This is a genomic window from Pseudomonas sp. CCI1.1 (assembly GCF_034348165.1).
GTDB classification, from domain to species: Bacteria; Pseudomonadota; Gammaproteobacteria; order Pseudomonadales; family Pseudomonadaceae; genus Aquipseudomonas; species Aquipseudomonas paracarnis.
Window position 1 is genome coordinate 1685307 of sequence record NZ_CP133780.1, and the last position, 14746, is coordinate 1700052.

The 14746-nt window shown below is 60.5% G+C and carries 15 protein-coding genes; 9 read left to right on the forward strand and 6 right to left on the reverse strand.

Annotated elements, in window-relative coordinates:
• The first annotated feature begins 48 nt into the window (after positions 1–48).
• On the forward strand, positions 49–957 hold the full coding sequence (locus RHM69_RS07260; RefSeq protein ID WP_005787722.1) for a MurR/RpiR family transcriptional regulator: 909 nt from the start codon (positions 49–51) through the stop codon (positions 955–957).
• A 214-nt stretch (positions 958–1171) separates the two neighbouring features.
• Here RHM69_RS07260 and RHM69_RS07265 read toward each other — a convergent pair whose 3' ends face one another.
• A complete protein-coding gene (locus RHM69_RS07265; RefSeq protein ID WP_014718774.1) occupies positions 1172–2077 on the reverse strand; it encodes a hypothetical protein in 906 nt (301 codons plus the stop codon).
• Positions 2078–2452: 375 nt separating this feature from the next.
• Between RHM69_RS07265 and RHM69_RS07270 the strand changes: the two genes are divergently transcribed.
• Together RHM69_RS07270 and RHM69_RS07275 are read left to right on the forward strand one after the other, a co-directional pair.
• Complete coding sequence (locus RHM69_RS07270) at positions 2453–3136, forward strand: response regulator transcription factor (protein ID WP_003191687.1); 684 nt, start codon at positions 2453–2455, stop codon at positions 3134–3136.
• Positions 3114–4505 carry a sensor histidine kinase gene (locus RHM69_RS07275; protein ID WP_014718775.1) on the forward strand — a complete coding sequence of 464 codons (1392 nt, stop codon included), beginning with the start codon at positions 3114–3116 and terminating at the stop codon, positions 4503–4505. The genes RHM69_RS07270 and RHM69_RS07275 overlap by 23 nt, the downstream gene beginning before the upstream one ends.
• A gap of 7 nt (positions 4506–4512) precedes the next feature.
• Here RHM69_RS07275 and RHM69_RS07280 read toward each other — a convergent pair whose 3' ends face one another.
• Entirely contained in the window at positions 4513–6114 is a 1602-nt protein-coding gene (locus RHM69_RS07280; protein WP_197901366.1) for a L,D-transpeptidase family protein, read from the reverse strand.
• A 39-nt stretch (positions 6115–6153) separates the two neighbouring features.
• Here RHM69_RS07280 and RHM69_RS07285 point away from each other — a divergent pair, with 39 nt between their 5' ends.
• Both RHM69_RS07285 and RHM69_RS07290 read left to right on the forward strand, forming a co-directional pair.
• Complete coding sequence (locus tag RHM69_RS07285; protein ID WP_019817186.1) at positions 6154–6882, forward strand: murein L,D-transpeptidase catalytic domain family protein; 729 nt, start codon at positions 6154–6156, stop codon at positions 6880–6882.
• Between the two features lie 30 nt (positions 6883–6912).
• Positions 6913–7659 (forward strand): creatininase family protein, encoded by a 747-nt coding sequence (locus tag RHM69_RS07290; RefSeq protein ID WP_014718778.1) that lies wholly within the window; start codon positions 6913–6915, stop codon positions 7657–7659.
• A 281-nt stretch (positions 7660–7940) separates the two neighbouring features.
• Here the strand turns inward: RHM69_RS07290 and RHM69_RS07295 are convergent, their stop codons facing one another.
• Positions 7941–8282, reverse strand: coding sequence for a hypothetical protein (locus RHM69_RS07295; protein WP_014718779.1), 342 nt, complete (start codon positions 8280–8282; stop codon positions 7941–7943).
• 45 nt (positions 8283–8327) lie between these two features.
• The gene (locus tag RHM69_RS07300) at positions 8328–8972 is read right to left on the reverse strand and encodes a hypothetical protein (protein ID WP_014718780.1); all 645 of its coding nucleotides are present in this window, start codon (positions 8970–8972) and stop codon (positions 8328–8330) included.
• A gap of 138 nt (positions 8973–9110) precedes the next feature.
• Between RHM69_RS07300 and RHM69_RS07305 the strand changes: the two genes are divergently transcribed.
• Complete coding sequence (locus RHM69_RS07305; RefSeq protein ID WP_014718781.1) at positions 9111–9395, forward strand: hypothetical protein; 285 nt, start codon at positions 9111–9113, stop codon at positions 9393–9395.
• Here the strand turns inward: RHM69_RS07305 and yfcF are convergent.
• Complete coding sequence (gene yfcF / locus RHM69_RS07310) at positions 9354–9986, reverse strand: glutathione transferase (RefSeq protein WP_058410523.1); 633 nt, start codon at positions 9984–9986, stop codon at positions 9354–9356. The genes RHM69_RS07305 and yfcF overlap by 42 nt on opposite strands.
• A 146-nt stretch (positions 9987–10132) precedes the next feature.
• Between yfcF and RHM69_RS07315 the strand changes: the two genes are divergently transcribed.
• Complete coding sequence (locus tag RHM69_RS07315) at positions 10133–11572, forward strand: hypothetical protein (RefSeq protein ID WP_200601181.1); 1440 nt, start codon at positions 10133–10135, stop codon at positions 11570–11572.
• Here the strand turns inward: RHM69_RS07315 and RHM69_RS07320 are convergent.
• Positions 11569–12111: a DUF924 family protein gene (locus RHM69_RS07320; RefSeq protein ID WP_019817183.1), complete on the reverse strand. Its 543-nt coding sequence runs from the start codon at positions 12109–12111 to the stop codon at positions 11569–11571. The genes RHM69_RS07315 and RHM69_RS07320 overlap by 4 nt on opposite strands.
• 71 nt (positions 12112–12182) lie before the next feature.
• On the opposite strand from RHM69_RS07320, the gene RHM69_RS07325 reads away from it, so the two are divergent.
• Both RHM69_RS07325 and RHM69_RS07330 read left to right on the forward strand, forming a co-directional pair.
• On the forward strand, positions 12183–13337 hold the full coding sequence (locus tag RHM69_RS07325; protein ID WP_200601180.1) for a DUF1624 domain-containing protein: 1155 nt from the start codon (positions 12183–12185) through the stop codon (positions 13335–13337).
• 427 nt (positions 13338–13764) lie between these two features.
• Positions 13765–14706 (forward strand): IS110 family transposase, encoded by a 942-nt coding sequence (locus RHM69_RS07330; protein ID WP_397388902.1) that lies wholly within the window; start codon positions 13765–13767, stop codon positions 14704–14706.
• Positions 14707–14746 lie beyond the last annotated feature (40 nt).

The window sequence follows — 14746 nt, forward strand, 5'->3', positions numbered from 1 at the left end:
TTGCGCCACCTATCAGCGCATCAGACGAACACGCCAGAAGGATTGCCCATGTCCCGCACCGATCCCGAGACCACCCTGGAAGAAACTGTCGCCAGCCCTCCGATCAATGCCGAACGCCTGTTGCAGCTGATCACCGACGAATACGAGAGCCTGCCGCGCCAGCTCAAGCGTATCGCCAGCTACATGAGCCAGCAGAGCGACCGGATCATGGTCGACCGCATCAGCGACATCGCCCGGGAATGCGAAGTGCACCCCTCGGCCATTGTGCGGTTTTCCCAGCGCTTCGGCTTCAGCGGGTTCAGTGAGATGCAGGCGCTGTTTCGCGAGGCGTATACCCACAAGACCACGCCGGTACAGAACTACCAGCAGCGCATCCGCAGCATGATCGCCAACAAGTCCCAGAAGGCCAGTGGCGGCGACCTGGCGCGCGAGTGCGTCAACGCCACCCTCTCGGGCATCGAACGCTTGGGGCTGGAGTTGGACGATGCGGCCTTCGAGAAAGCCGTGGACCTGGTGGTCAATGCCGACAACATCTACGTGGTCGGCGTGCGCCGCTCCTTTGCGGTGGCCGACTACCTGGTCTACAACCTGCAGCACACAAACAAGCGCATCCACCTGATCTCGGGGCTAGGCGGCAGTTATCGCGAGCAGATGCGCAGCGTGCGCGCCAATGATCTGGTGATAGCCATCAGCTTCACGCCCTACGGCAAAGAGACCCAGCACTGCCTGCGCATCGCGCAGCATCACCAGGCCAAGACCCTGATCATCACCGACAGCAACCTGTCGCCCCTGGCCAAGCGCGCGAATGCGGTGCTGTTGGTCAATGAAGGCTCCTCGTTTGCTTTCCGCTCGCTGAGCGCCACGCTGTGCCTGTGCCAGGCGTTGTTCATTGCGGTGGCGTATCGGTTGGAATTGAAGGTGGATGAAATTCATGAGCAGGTCGGGTTCGACGACTGACGGGGCTTGCCCTACCCCTGCCCCTGTAAGAGCGAGCTTGCTCGCGCAAAACGCAAGAACGCCGCGGCCATTTTGAATGAACGCGGCGCCCGGCAGTTCTTCGCGAGCAAGCTCGCTCCTACAATTAGTGCATGAAAATCGCGATCAGAATGATCACCGGAATCGGCACGCCGAGGAACCACAGCAGTAATGAGCGCATCATGTTCTCCTTGAATTAACGAACGTAGTTTTCGGTTTCGACGTACACCACGGCATCCCGGCGGCGACCGCCAAAGGTAGCGGCGAAGCTGGCGAAGAACGCACCGATGAGCAAGGCCACGAAGGTCCACAGGGATGTGTAGGCCGCCACTTTCGCTGCGGTTTCAGCAGCTTGCTTGGCTTTGAGCTTGGCGTCTTCGACGGCTTTGCGCGCATCGCCATACACCTTGTCGATACGGGCTTCGGCATCGGCCTGGCTCAGGTTGGTGCGCTGGCTGATCAGTTGGGCCAGGTAGGCGCGATCTTCCGCTGCCAGTTGGCCGTCGTTGCTCAACGTACGCGTCAGGATACGACCGACCACGGCGTGGGCTGCATCATCGCTGACCGCCGCTGGGCGATCATCGCGAAACAGGCTGTCGACGTAGTAACCGAAGTCACCACTGTCGGCACCCTTTGCCGCGCTGCCCGCAGCTTGGGTGAGGCCGCTGGCGGCACCCGATGCCACGCTGGCGCCAGCTTTCACGCCGCCGCTGACCACACTGCTGACCGAACCGACCACCAACATCGCCGTGATCAATGTGGCCACTGCCCACGCCAGGAAGCCATGGGCGGTGTCGCGAAAGTACACCTCGTCGCCGTGCATATTGGCCCACTTCACCCGCAAACGACCGGCGATATAGCCGCCCAGGCCAGAAGCGACAATCTGGGTGAACGCCAGCCAGACAATCGTGGAAATGCCAAGGCCCTTGGCGCTGATACCGCTGTCAGCCCAAGGCGACACCGCCGAAAAGCCCAGGCCGAAGCCCAGCAACACCAGGATCAATGACAAGGCGGCCGCCGCAGCAGCACCGGCGAAAATCGCCCCCCAGGAAACCCCGGAGAGCGTGCTTGACTCTTGCAGCGTGGATGAGGATGTGATCATTGTTGTTTTGCTCCAGGCACGAAAAATGATGTTACAAGTCTCAAAACGGACAGTGCAGGCAGCGTGCCAGCTGCGATTAAAATTAAATTCCTTTAATTTCAATGATTTATTTAAATTGAACTTAGCCAGATCATGCAGGTTGCAATAAACGGCGATATTAGGCGGGCGTAATGCACTCCCCTGTGGGAGCTGGCTTGCCTGCAATAGCGGCATGGCAGCCAACGAATATGCCAGCAGGTAAGCCGCCATCGCAGGCAAGCCAGCTCCCACAGTGCGATGTCGGCTTTAAGAAGATGAAGTTTTATTTAGGAAACATTCAGCAACTTCTTGGCAAAATGTCGTCACTTCTAGTGTGAACGCTCACCAGGTAATCCTATGACCCGCATTTTGACCATCGAGGATGACGCCGTAACGGCCCGCGAGATTGTCGCCGAGCTGAGTAGCCATGGACTGGACGTAGATTGGGTGGACAACGGCCGCGAGGGCCTGGTCCGTGCCGTAAGTGGTGATTACGACCTGATCACCCTCGACCGCATGCTGCCTGAGCTGGATGGCCTGGCCATCGTCACCACGTTGCGCACCATTGGGGTGTCTACGCCGATCCTGATGATCAGCGCCCTCTCCGATGTCGACGAGCGCGTGCGCGGCCTGCGTGCCGGCGGCGACGATTACCTGACCAAGCCGTTCGCCTCGGATGAAATGGCCGCCCGTGTCGAAGTGCTGCTGCGGCGTAAAAGTACGGTCCAGGAATTCGAAACCGCCCTGCGCGTGGCCGACCTGGAACTGAACCTGATCAGCCGCGAAGCCAGCCGCGCCGATCAACCGCTGACCCTGCTGCCCACTGAATACAAACTGCTTGAATTCCTGATGCGCAACACCGGGCAGATCCTGTCGCGGATGATGATTTTCGAGGAAGTCTGGGGCTATCACTTCGACCCCGGCACCAACCTGATCGACGTGCACATCGGCCGTTTGCGCAAGAAAATCGACCCACCGGGCCTCACGCCGCTGATCCGCACGGTACGAGGCTCGGGTTATGTCATTGCTGAACCCCTCTAAAGGCTGGCGCTCTTCCAGCAGCCGCTTGCTGGCGCTGTACAGTTCGTTGTTCGTGGCGTGGAGTTGCATCCTCATGGGGGTGCTGTACTACGAGGTCTCAGGCTACCTCAGCGACTTGTCGCGCCATTCCCTGTTGCAGCGCCAGCATCTTTTCCAGCGTTTCGACGGCGAAGAGCTGGTGGAAGCGCTGACCACCAGCATGACCTTCGACATGAAGGGCGTGGACGCCTATGGCCTGTTCGATGAGCAATTTCGCCCCTTGAGCGGGCCGATCCGCGCCGTGCCACCCGACTTGCCGCTGGATGGCAAGATCTACGCCCTGACCAATTGCGTGCAATCCGATGATCCCAAGCTGCCCAAGGACAGCTGCGACGCCGTGGCCACCCACACCGAAGACGGCCGCTGGCTGGTGTTGGTGCGCGCCAACGGCTCGTTGTTCGGGGTAACGCGGATTATCTGGCACGCCCTACTGTGGGCGCTGTCCTTGACCATCATCCCCGGCGCTGCCGGCTGGCACCTGCTGCGCCGTCGCCCGTTGCGGCGTATTCGCGGGATCCAGGCCAGCGCCGAGGCCATTGTCGCCGGCGACCTCACGCACCGGTTGCCGCTGTCCAACCGGCGCGACGAGCTGGACATGCTTGCCGCCATCGTCAATGCCATGCTCGACCGCATCGAAAAACTGATGAACGAGGTCAAGGGCGTGTGCGACAACATCGCCCACGACCTGCGCACCCCGCTCACCCGCTTGCGCGCCCAGCTTTACCGCATCAAGCAACAAGCCGAGGAAGACTCGGCCCACGCGGTAAAGCTCGATGACGCCATCGCCGAAACCGACACGCTGATGGCACGTTTTCGCGGGCTGCTGCGCATCTCGGAACTGGAAGACCACCAGCGTCGCTCTGGCTTCCTGGTGCTGGACCCGCTGCCGTTGCTGCGCGAGCTGCATGACTTCTATCTGCCCCTGGCCGAAGAAGGCGAACTGGAGCTGGTGTTACAAGCGCCTGATTCACTGCCGTGGATTACCGGTGACCGTGCGCTGCTATTCGAAGCCCTGGCCAACCTGCTGAGTAACTCGATCAAGTTCACCCCGCCCAAGGGCAAGGTGATCCTGCGAGCAGTCAACGACCTGGGCAGTACGCGCATCGAAGTGCTCGACTCCGGGCCAGGCATTCCGGCTGCCGAGCGCGCGTCGGTGTTCCAGCGTTTCTATCGGGTCGATGAGAGTGATCAGCAAGGCGGCTTTGGGCTGGGCCTGTCGATTGTGGCGGCGATCATCAACTTGCATGGGTTCAAGCTGGAGGTGGGCACCAGTGAGTTGGGCGGCGCCCGCCTGGTGCTGGAATGCCGCCAGCAACTGATGCCGGAATAAGCGCGCCCTAGAGCACGCTGCCCATGGCCTTGATCAACACCGGGTCACGCGCATAAATATCCGGCGCGTACACCAACTCGCCCTGACGATCCACTTCTACCGTCCAATACCCCAACAGCACCGGCACCGGCGTGGCCAGCCTGAATTCATGGGTTTCGCCGGTCGCCAGCAGCTCATCGGTGCGGGTGCGTTCGGCGGGCGTTACCAGCAGGTCGCGCAATAACAACGGTTGCTCGACCCGCACGCATCCCGAACTGAACGCCCGTGGGCCCTTGGTGAACAAGGGTTGGCTGGGGGTGTCATGCAGGTACACCGAATACGGATTGGGAAAGCGCATCACAATCTTGCCCAGCGGGTTACGCGGACCGGCCTGCTGGCGCAGCAGGATATTGCCGGGGCGTGCCCAGTCGACCTGGTCGGGCGTCAAGGGGTGACCTTCGGCGTCGAGCACTTGCAGGTTTTGCTGGCGCAGGTATTCAGGGTTGAGCCGGATGGCGGGCAGTTTGTCCTCGCGCATGATGGTCGGTGGGATGGTCCAGGTGGGGTTGAGGGTCAGCCGGGTAATACGCGACTTGAGCAATGGCGTCTGGCGTTCGGCCCGGCCCACTTGAAGGCGGGTTTGCCACACCGGGATGCCACTCTGATACACGCTCAGTTGCGCAGCGGCCACATTGACCACGACGCCTTCAGGCTCCAGGTCTTGGGCCAGCCAGCGGAAGCGCTCCAGGTTGATGCGCAGCTGTTCACGACGCACCGCCGGGCTGATATTGAGTTCGGCCACGGTGCCGGCGCCGATCACACCGTCGGCCTGCAACGAGTGGCTGAGCTGGAAGGCTTTCACCGCCTTGACCAGTTCGCCCTGGTATTGCTTGCCGTTGCCGCTGGGCAACTGGGCCAGGTAGCCACCGCTGTGCAGGCGCCGCGCCAATTCCGGCACTCGGGCGTCATTCATGCCCGGGCGCAACAACGCGCCCTCGGCGACCGGGTCCCAGTGGGGCAGCGGTTGCTGGCGCACGCTGGCGTAGGCATTGCGCAGGCTGCGGTACAAATCGGCGCTGGGCCGCGCCTGATCGAAGGCTTGGGCCATGTCTTGCAGGCCGGTGGCGGCGAACGCCAGTACCTCGGCATTAGGATCGCCACTGGGCGGCTGTGAATGCCATAGAGGCTCAAAGCGCGATTGCTGTAGACGCCCGTAATGCAAATCCTGCAGGGCTTGCAGGTACTGCTGGCTGTTGGCGATATCGCTGCACAGCACGTTGGCCGTGGCATCCGCCGCGGGCAAGCTATAGTGGGTGGGGTCCAGGCCATCGTCGGCAAGCATCAGCAACTGGCTGTGCAAGGCTTGCCGGCGTTCATCAGCCGACCATAGCGGCGCATCGCCCTGCTGCTGGTAAAAGGCTTGCAGGCGCACCAACGCGGCGGCATCTATGCGCGGCGCAAGGTGCGGGCAGACACTGGTCAACTGCGCCAACGCCTGTTGCAGTGGCGCCAGCGCGACCGGTGCAGGGGTGGTGACGGGTAATGGCTCCACCGGCAGCGTTTCGGCTGTAGCGACCAATGGTGCAACGAGCAGGCAAATGCTCAAGTAACATGCGTGTTTTTTGAACAATTGACTTAGCTCCACTCCACAGCGGGGACTCGACTGTAGATGCTGACTTTTATACGCCTGCTCAGGCTAACCAGCCTGGGCTTGATCACTGGGTGCCTGGCTTTATTGAGCAATGTTGCGCTCGCCGCCAATGGCACCTCTCCTTCCCTGTATAGCAGCCTGGCGCGCTCGGCTCCAGAACTCAATCCCACCGTGCTGAAAAGCGCCCTGAGCGCCGTGCAGTGCGCGGTCAATAACGGCGAGGAGCGTTCCGATCGCCTTGCGGTTATTGACTACTCCCAGCCCTCGACCGCCCGTCGCCTATGGATCTTCGACCTGCGCAAAAAGACCTTGGTTCTACGCGACCTGGTGGCTCACGGTGCCAAGTCCGGGGAAAACTTCGCTACCCAGTTCTCCAATCTCGAGGGCAGCCACCAGTCGAGCCTGGGCTTGTTCCGCACCCAGGAAAGCTACCTGGGCGCCCATGGCTACTCGCTACGCATGGACGGTCTGGAACCCGGCTTCAATGACCAGGCCCGCGACCGCGCCATCGTGATTCATGCTGCCGACTACGTCAGCCCATTGTGGAGCAAGCGCGAAGGCCGTATCGGCCGCAGCCAGGGTTGCCCGGCCGTGCGTCCGCAAGTCGCCCGCCAAGTGGTGGACAAGCTCAAGGACGGGCAGTTCATGTTTTCGTGGTACCCCGACCAGCGCTGGCTGAAGTCATCGACCTACCTCAATTGCAAACCCCAACAGGTGGCGAGTAGTCGTACAATCCGTGGCGGATAGCCTGTCCCCACTGATAAAAGAGAACGTCGCATGCTTCTACACACCTCCACCTGGATCGAAATCGGGCAGTTCCTGGAACGCAGCCGCACGGTGGTGATTCCCATCGGTTCCAACGAGCAACATGGCCCCACCGGCCTGCTGGGCACTGACTGGATGTGCCCGGAGATCATCGCCCACCACGCCCAGAAGCACGCCGACATCCTGGTCGGCCCGACCTTCAATATCGGCATGGCCCAACACCACCTGGGCTTTCCCGGCACCATCTCCCTGCGCCCTTCCACCTTTATCGCCGCGATTGGCGACTGGGTGCGCTCGCTGGCCGGGCATGGTTTCGAAAAGATCCTGTTCCTGAACGGTCACGGCGGCAACATCGCCACGATTGAAGCGGCGTTCTCCGAGCTGTACGCCGAAGCCAGCTTCGCCCGCCGCCCGGCCGGGTTTGCGCTGAAACTGGTGAACTGGTGGGACCTGGAAGGCGTCACTGACCTGGCCCAGCGTCAATTCCCGGTGGGGCATGGCAGCCACGCCACGCCATCGGAAATTGCCGTGACGCAGTGGGCGTATCCGGATGCGATCAAGTCTGCCGAGTACTCACCGCAAATCGCCAACACTGGTCCGATCCGTGAAGCCCTGGACTTCCGTGCGCGCTTCCCTGACGGCCGCATGGGCTCGGACCCAGCGTTGGCTACTGTGGAGAAAGGCGGTGAGTTGGTGGCGTTGGCGGCGCAGGGATTGGTCAAGACTGTCGACAGCTTCAGCAACGAAGCCAAACCCTGATCCAAATGGGGCCAATACCCTGTAGGAGCGAGCTTGCTCGCGAAAGAAGTCAACGATTACGCGCGCTCCCGAATAAACGCGGCGCCTATGAGTTTTTCGCGAGCAAGCTCGCTCCTATGTATTGCCCACAGAATCAGCGCCTAGCGCAGATCCCCTGTGGGAGCGGGCTTGCCCGCGAAGGCGGCGTGTCAGTCACTGAATATTTAACTGAACCACCGCTTTCGCAGGCAAGCCAGCTCCCACATTGGTTACAGGGTGGGTTGCGTTATGTGTGTGCGGGTTTATTTGCAATCCTGCGCGGCCTGCTCCAGCCGCGATGGTTTGATCGCCGAAGCCAACGGCTTGCGCTCATACAGGAACACTTTGGTGCCGTCCTGGGACTTGTAGGCCTCCAGCACATCATCGGCGGCAATCTTGCTGGTCAACAGCACCTTGGCGTGGCGCGAGTTCTGGGTGACGGTCGAGGTGATGCCGTGCTTTTCCAGCTTGGGCAATACGCATTGCACATAGCCATCGGGGGTCTTGTTGGTTTGCAGGGTCAGCGATGGGGCGTTGGGCGCCGTGATACAACCGGTCAGCAGCAACGAAGCACAAGCCAGGGCCGAGGCGAAGAAAGAGCGCATAAACATTCCTGAAAATAACCAAATAGGGTTCACAACCATCGCGGATCAACCTGCGCGAACCAGGGCCTTGAGCGACGCATCGAACTGCTTCAGGGCATCTTGCTGTACATCGCGTTGTTGCTCGATCAGTGCAGCAATCTCCGGCGCCGCCTTGTCGTGCACCCACACTGACGGCACGTGCTTATCCACCGAGCCTTCGGCCTTGGCGATAAATTGCAGGTTCGCGTCGTAGAAGCGTGCGACAAAGCGTGCTTCGACCCGGTCATTACGCTGGGTGAGCAATTGGTTATGGGTATCGAGCACCACCACCACATCCGGGTGCGCCTGCACCAACTCATCCAGGCTGCTATAGACCGTCACCGAGAGAAAAGTGCCCTGCAACGAGTGCATCAACCAGTCGATCGCCAGTTCCGGGTCGGAGCTGTTGACGAACGCCTCGCGAATCCGCCCATCCAGGGCATCCTTGGCGCCGTTCTGCGCCATGGCGTGGTAGCGTTCGAGGTAGCTGAGGTTGTCGCGGGTGTTTTCACTGAACAATACCCCCACCGACTGGGCACGCTGCAGGGAGTCTACGCTACCCACCAGTGGCAGCAAATGGCCTGTACGCACTTCATCGGCCATCGCCGGGGTGGTCATGACCGCGGTGCCCAGCATCAGGGCCATCAAAGCCAATTGGATAATCGTCCTCATCGCGCATTTTCCTTGGGCTGCGTCTCGATGTGCAGATTCTGCGCGTTTGGCGAAAAAACAGAACTTGTGATCCTTGATGGTGACTATCATTTGAACCGATAGTGTCAGGCCGCCCATAAAATCTATAAGGACCCCGCCATGAAGCCCTACCAGAAAATCTTCGATCGTATCCGCGAGGCGGTACTGCCAGAGTTTCGCGAGCGAGTCGCCGACTACCTGGTTGAGTACGAAACCGTGTTGCTGAACTCACACGCCGACGCCGCGAAAAGCAGCGCCAGCGCCGAGCAATTGCGCGGTTATTTGCGCGGTTTGAACACCATGCGCGTGCTGGGCATGGCCGACTGGGAAGACCTCGACCGGCGTGTTGCCCAGCAGGCACAACTAGAGCGCGGGCCGTCGCAGCTCGACCCACTCGCGCACTGACGGCCGCTGCCACTGGCGTTGCGCGTAGGCCACCAGCTGCGCTGGCATGGCGTCACCGTTGAGGATCAGGCGATTGAGCATCACCGCCAGGTCCACATCGGCAATCGACCACTGGCCGCACAGGTACTCGCGGTTATCCGCCAGCAAGGCTTGCGCCGCGCTGATCAACTTGGTCGCGGCGGCTTGAGCCTCTGCTGACAACGGCGGCCTCTTCTGCCCGCAGAACACCACCAGGGTCGAGCGCTCCTGGCGAATCGGCAGCAAGTCGCTGCGCAACCACGCTTGAACCTGTCGCGCCCTCGCCCGCTGTTGCACATCCGCCGGGTACACGCGGGTTTCGGGGTAGGCCTGGTCCAGGTACTCGGTGATGGCCGAAGACTCCGACAGCGCAAAATCACCGTCTACCAAGGTCGGCACTCGCTGGGTCAGGGAGCGTTGGGCGTAATCTGCCGCCTGGGTTTGCCCGGCATCGAGGTCCAGGGTGAGGGTCTCGAACGCCAGGCCTTTTTCGCGCAAGGCGACAAACACCGACATGGCATAGGGGCTGGTAAACAGCGAATCAACGTAGAGGTGCAGCGGGCCTTGGCTCATGGGCAATCTCCTGGGGTGAGGCGTCACGCTACGAGATCCCGGCCGATAAAGACAATGCAGGGTTTTTATGGGGGCATTCCTGGCGGGAATAGCGCGGCTAGTGGCAATATTATGGCTACCGCTGATTTTCAAGGAAGGAACAGCACATGAAACAAGCAGTTGTGGTTATCCACGGCATCGGCGAGCAGCGCCCAATGGACACCTTGCGCGGCTTTGTCGAAGCGATGATCCCCACGGACACCCCCGATGGCAAACCTCTGTACTGGAGCAAGCCGGATCGGCTATCGCGCAACTTCGACCTGCGCGTACTGAAGGCCTCGGGCCGTACCTCGACGGATTTCTATGAGTACTACTGGGCCCACAAGATGCAGGGCACCAAGTTCGGCCATCTGCTGGGCTGGCTGTGGGACATCTTCAAGCGCCCGCGTCGCGACATTCCCGAGGCCATCGTGCCGATCTGGCGCAGCACGCGCTGGACGGTGCTGGTGTTATTGCTGCTGGTTGCCAGCGGTACATTGGCCACGGCCTGGGGCCAATTGCCCCCCAGCGACAACCCCTTCGCGCTGATCCCGCTGCTGCTCGTGGCCATGGGACTGGGGCTGCGCTATTCGGCGCTGGCGTACCTGGGAGACGCCGCACGCTACCTCAGCCCCAACCCGCAGAACGTGAGGGTGCGCGAGCAGATCCGTGCCGACGGTGTAGACCTGCTGCGTGCCCTGCACAACCAGGGCGACTACGAGCGCATCATCGTCGTGGGTCACAGCCTGGGCAGCGTGATTGCCTATGACATCGTCGGCTACCTCTGGCATGAATACCACGACCAACTGACCCAACTGACCCCCAGCAACCGTGAGCTGGCGGCCCGTTATGCCAACCGCGAACCGCTGCAACCGGTGGTCAAGGATGCCCTGCCCGCCGCCGGCGCCTTGCTGGACGGCAGCCTGAGCAGCCTGTTGAATTTTCGTCAGCAACAGACCGAAGCTTTTGCCGAACAGCGCGGCCTGGGCAACCCCTGGCGCATCACCGACCTGGTCACGGTCGGCAGCCCAATGGCCCACGCCAGCCTGTTGCTGGGCCGCAGCGTCAGTGACTTACAGCAGCGTATGGAACGCCGCGAAGCCCCGGCCTGCCCGCCCACCGAAGACACCCAAGGCTACGGCTACAACGCCCGCCAACCGCTGATGCTCGGCCAAAAGCCCTTCACCCCGCACTACCTGCACCACGCCGCAGCCTTTGCCGTCACGCGCTGGACCAACCTGTACTTCCCTGCCCCCTTCGGCCTGTTCGGCGACATCGTCGGCGGCCCGGTCAAGCCCGTGATGGGCGGCGGCGTGCTGGACTTGCCGGTGACCGTGGGCAATGGCAAAGGCTGGCTGGCCAAATCCTGGTTGAGCCACACTCACTATTGGAGCGAACGCGGCGGTACGCAGGGTTACCTCAGCGCACTGGGCAAGGATGAACAGGCGATCAACCAGGGCCCGCGTCCTTCGGCCACTGAAGCGTTGCGATGGGCAATTGACCTCAAGGGTGTGCGGCGGTTTCGCCGCGTTGGCGCCCAGCGAAGCCTGGCGCCAGAGCACGCCTAACCGGCGAAGCCACCGGCCTTGAGGAAGGCGCGTTCTTCGTCGGTGCTCGTCCTGCCCAACACCCCATTACGATGGGGAAACCGCCCGAACCGCTCGATGATGTCGGCATGCTCCTTGGCCCAGTGGTAGGTGCTGGCATCCAACTGCTGGTTCAGGGCCAGGGAGCGTTGCTGGTCCTGGGGGTCTTCCGAATGTTCAAAAGGCAAATAGCAGAACGCACGCAACTGAGGTTCAACCTGTTGATCCAATCCTGCGTCCACCATCTTTCGCGCATACAACCGCGCCAGCGGGTCGGTGGCGAACATATGCGCCGTGCCGCGAAAGGCGTTGCGCGGGTACTGGTCCAGCAGGATCAGTAACGCCAGCGCGCCATCCGCCGTGGTCAACCAGTCTTCGAGTTCACGCCGCGCCGCCTGCATATGAGTGGCGTGGAAGCTGTCGCGAAAGGTCGCATCGAACTCGTCGTCCTTGGCGAACCAACGCTTGGGCCCCGCCTGTTTCCAGAACGCGATTACGGCTTCGGCCGAGTGTGGGGTCATGCTTGTCATCAGCGCCTCGCTTAATGTTATAGAATAACGTCAATATTTTGCCTGCGTGTGACCCTTAACTTATGACTGACGCTATGACTTTACGCAAACGCCTGCTGTCCATCGACGCCCTGCGCGGCCTGGTGATCCTGTTTATGTTGCTGGACCACGTGCGTGAAACCTTCTTGCTGCACCGCCAGGTCAGCGACCCCATGAGCATAGACAGCACCGAGCCTGCGTTGTTTTTCAGCCGCACCCTGGCCCACTTGTGCGCGCCGGTGTTTGTGCTGCTCACCGGATTGTCGGCTTGGCTGTACGGCCAGAAATATCAGGGCCGTCGCGACGTGTCGGCATTCTTGTTCAAGCGCGGGCTGTTCCTGGTGGTGCTGGAATTCACCCTGGTCAACTTCGCGTGGACCTTCCAACTGCCACCCAGCGTGATCTATATGCAAGTCATCTGGGCCATCGGCATCAGCATGATCGCCCTCGCCGCTTTGGTCTGGCTACCGCGTGCCTGGCTGATCGGCTTGGCGCTGGTGATTATCGCCGGGCACAACCTGCTCGATGGGTTGCACATTGCAGCGGGCTCGATGTTGCATGTGCCGTGGACGATCTTGCATGAACGCAACTGGATTGAAGTCTCTGAAAACCTGCGCCTGCGCACCACCTACCCGGTGCTGCCATGGATCGGTGTGATTGCCCTGGGTTACGGCCTCGGGCCATGGTTTGCCGATGCCACGCTGCCGGCTGTGCGCCAGCGTTATTTACGGGTCGCGGGGGTGGGCGCGTTGGTGGGCTTTGGGTTGCTGCGCGCGCTCAACGGCTATGGCGAGCAGCCTTGGCAGGTGTATGACAGCAGCGTGCTGACGCTGATGAGCTTTTTCAACATCACCAAGTATCCGCCTTCGCTGTTGTTTCTGGCGTTGACCCTGGGGATTGGCTTGCTGTTGCTGCTGGCGTTTGAACGCGCGGGGCATAAGCGCTGGATCGGCGTGCTGGCGGTGTTCGGCGCGGCGCCGATGTTCTTTTATCTGTTGCACCTTTATGTACTGAAAATCCTCTATGTGGCCTGCGTTGCGCTGTTTGGCCTCAACCATGGCAATTACTTTGGCTTCGACGGTATCGGTGCGGTGTGGCTGGCAGCGCTGCTGTTGCCGATTGCCCTGTACTTGCCGGTACGTTGGTTCGCCGGCCTGAAAGCACGGCGGCGGGACCTGGCGTGGCTCAAATACCTCTGACCTGATGCAGGCTAATTGTGCGGGGCGGTGTGTCAGCTACTAAATATTCAACTGAACCACCGCTTTCGCAGGCAAGCCAGCTCCCACACTGGTTACGCATCGCCCACATAATCAGCGCCTGCCACAGATCCCCTGTGGGAGCGGGCTTGCTCGCGAATACGGTGTGTCAGCCACTGCTGCGGTGACTGGAAGACCGCATTCGCGAGCAAGCCCGCTTGTATGCTAGGACTTGAAGGGAGGAGAAGGGACGAAGCCCGATTCTGACTGTTGACGCAGTACAGACCGTGGGAGATTTCACCCCTCCTCCTTTCACCCAAGCGCCGATAAAGAATGCATCTGGCTATGACCGACGATAGGAACAAGCCTGCGCCTCTGGGTGAGCCCTTCAAGTGCTCAAAAACATAGCCCGGAGGAAGCCCCCATGGCAATGCCAGTTTCTGTCTCAAAGCCGATCGTAGGCGTTGATGTCGCTAAGAATGAGCTGGTGATTTATCACGCTGAAGCCGATCTACTGGAAACGATCGCAAACAACAAAGCTGCTATCAAAAAATGGCTGAAAACGCTGTCCTGCAAAGTGGCCATCGCAATTGAAGCCACCAACATCTACCACTTGGAGTTTGCCGATCTAGCCCATGAAGCTGGTTGCGTGGTTTACATGGTTGGAGGTTATGAGCTCAAGCATTACCGCGAAAGTTTGAAGATCCGGGCCAAGACCGATGCTTTGGATGCCCAGTTGCTCGCCCGCTATTTGAGAAAGGAGGCAGACGAACTGCGTCCCTGGACACCGCCATCGCCGCTGTATCGCCACCTTCTAAGCCTGTTTCGTCGGCGCGCAGCCTTGGTTCAGGCGCGCGTCAGCCTGACGCAAAGCTGGGCGAATGAACCACTGCTTAAGGCCTCGTTTGCCGAGCAGGTGAAGTCGATGCAGAGACTTGAAGGGTTAATTGAAAAGATGATCAGTGATTGCCTGAAAGAGGCAGGTTTGCTGGGGCAGTTGAAGCGTTGCTTGAAGGTCGAAGGCATCGGCTTTTTGACTGGCGCGCGCTTGATTGCCACCTTCCAACGGGGAGAATTCAGGAATTCAGACGCGTTTATCGCCTTTCTTGGTATGGATTTGCGCGTCAACAAGTCAGGACAGAAAGATGGTCGTCGTAGTTTAAGTAAGCGCGGCGACTCAGAGGCCCGGCGCCTGCTGCATAACGCCGCGATGGCGGCTAGCCGAACAGAGACATGGAAAGCGTTTTATCAAGCACAGAGGGCACGAGGCTATAGCACCACTCAAGCGTTGGTAATATTGGCTCGCAAGCTTGCTCGGGTGGTATTCGCTCTACTGAAAGGGCAAAGCGAATATCAGCCAAAGGTTGGTTGAGGGTTGCCCCTCAACCATAGAATCTCCCACAGTTTTTAAC

Bases quoted from the DNA above. Each gene is read 5' to 3' on its own strand.
- RHM69_RS07330 (WP_397388902.1), top strand. From the start codon at position 13,765: ATGCCAGTTTCTGTCTCAAAGCCGATCGTAGGCGTTGATGTCGCTAAG.
- yfcF (WP_058410523.1), bottom strand. From the start codon at position 9,986: ATGAGCCAAGGCCCGCTGCACCTCTACGTTGATTCGCTGTTTACCAGC.
- RHM69_RS07295 (WP_014718779.1), bottom strand. From the start codon at position 8,282: ATGCGCTCTTTCTTCGCCTCGGCCCTGGCTTGTGCTTCGTTGCTGCTG.
- RHM69_RS07265 (WP_014718774.1), bottom strand. From the start codon at position 2,077: ATGATCACATCCTCATCCACGCTGCAAGAGTCAAGCACGCTCTCCGGG.
- RHM69_RS07305 (WP_014718781.1), top strand. From the start codon at position 9,111: ATGAAGCCCTACCAGAAAATCTTCGATCGTATCCGCGAGGCGGTACTG.
- RHM69_RS07285 (WP_019817186.1), top strand. From the start codon at position 6,154: ATGCTGACTTTTATACGCCTGCTCAGGCTAACCAGCCTGGGCTTGATC.
- RHM69_RS07300 (WP_014718780.1), bottom strand. From the start codon at position 8,972: ATGAGGACGATTATCCAATTGGCTTTGATGGCCCTGATGCTGGGCACC.
- RHM69_RS07260 (WP_005787722.1), top strand. From the start codon at position 49: ATGTCCCGCACCGATCCCGAGACCACCCTGGAAGAAACTGTCGCCAGC.
- RHM69_RS07320 (WP_019817183.1), bottom strand. From the start codon at position 12,111: ATGACCCCACACTCGGCCGAAGCCGTAATCGCGTTCTGGAAACAGGCG.
- RHM69_RS07325 (WP_200601180.1), top strand. From the start codon at position 12,183: ATGACTGACGCTATGACTTTACGCAAACGCCTGCTGTCCATCGACGCC.
- RHM69_RS07290 (WP_014718778.1), top strand. From the start codon at position 6,913: ATGCTTCTACACACCTCCACCTGGATCGAAATCGGGCAGTTCCTGGAA.
- RHM69_RS07270 (WP_003191687.1), top strand. From the start codon at position 2,453: ATGACCCGCATTTTGACCATCGAGGATGACGCCGTAACGGCCCGCGAG.
- RHM69_RS07315 (WP_200601181.1), top strand. From the start codon at position 10,133: ATGAAACAAGCAGTTGTGGTTATCCACGGCATCGGCGAGCAGCGCCCA.
- RHM69_RS07275 (WP_014718775.1), top strand. From the start codon at position 3,114: ATGTCATTGCTGAACCCCTCTAAAGGCTGGCGCTCTTCCAGCAGCCGC.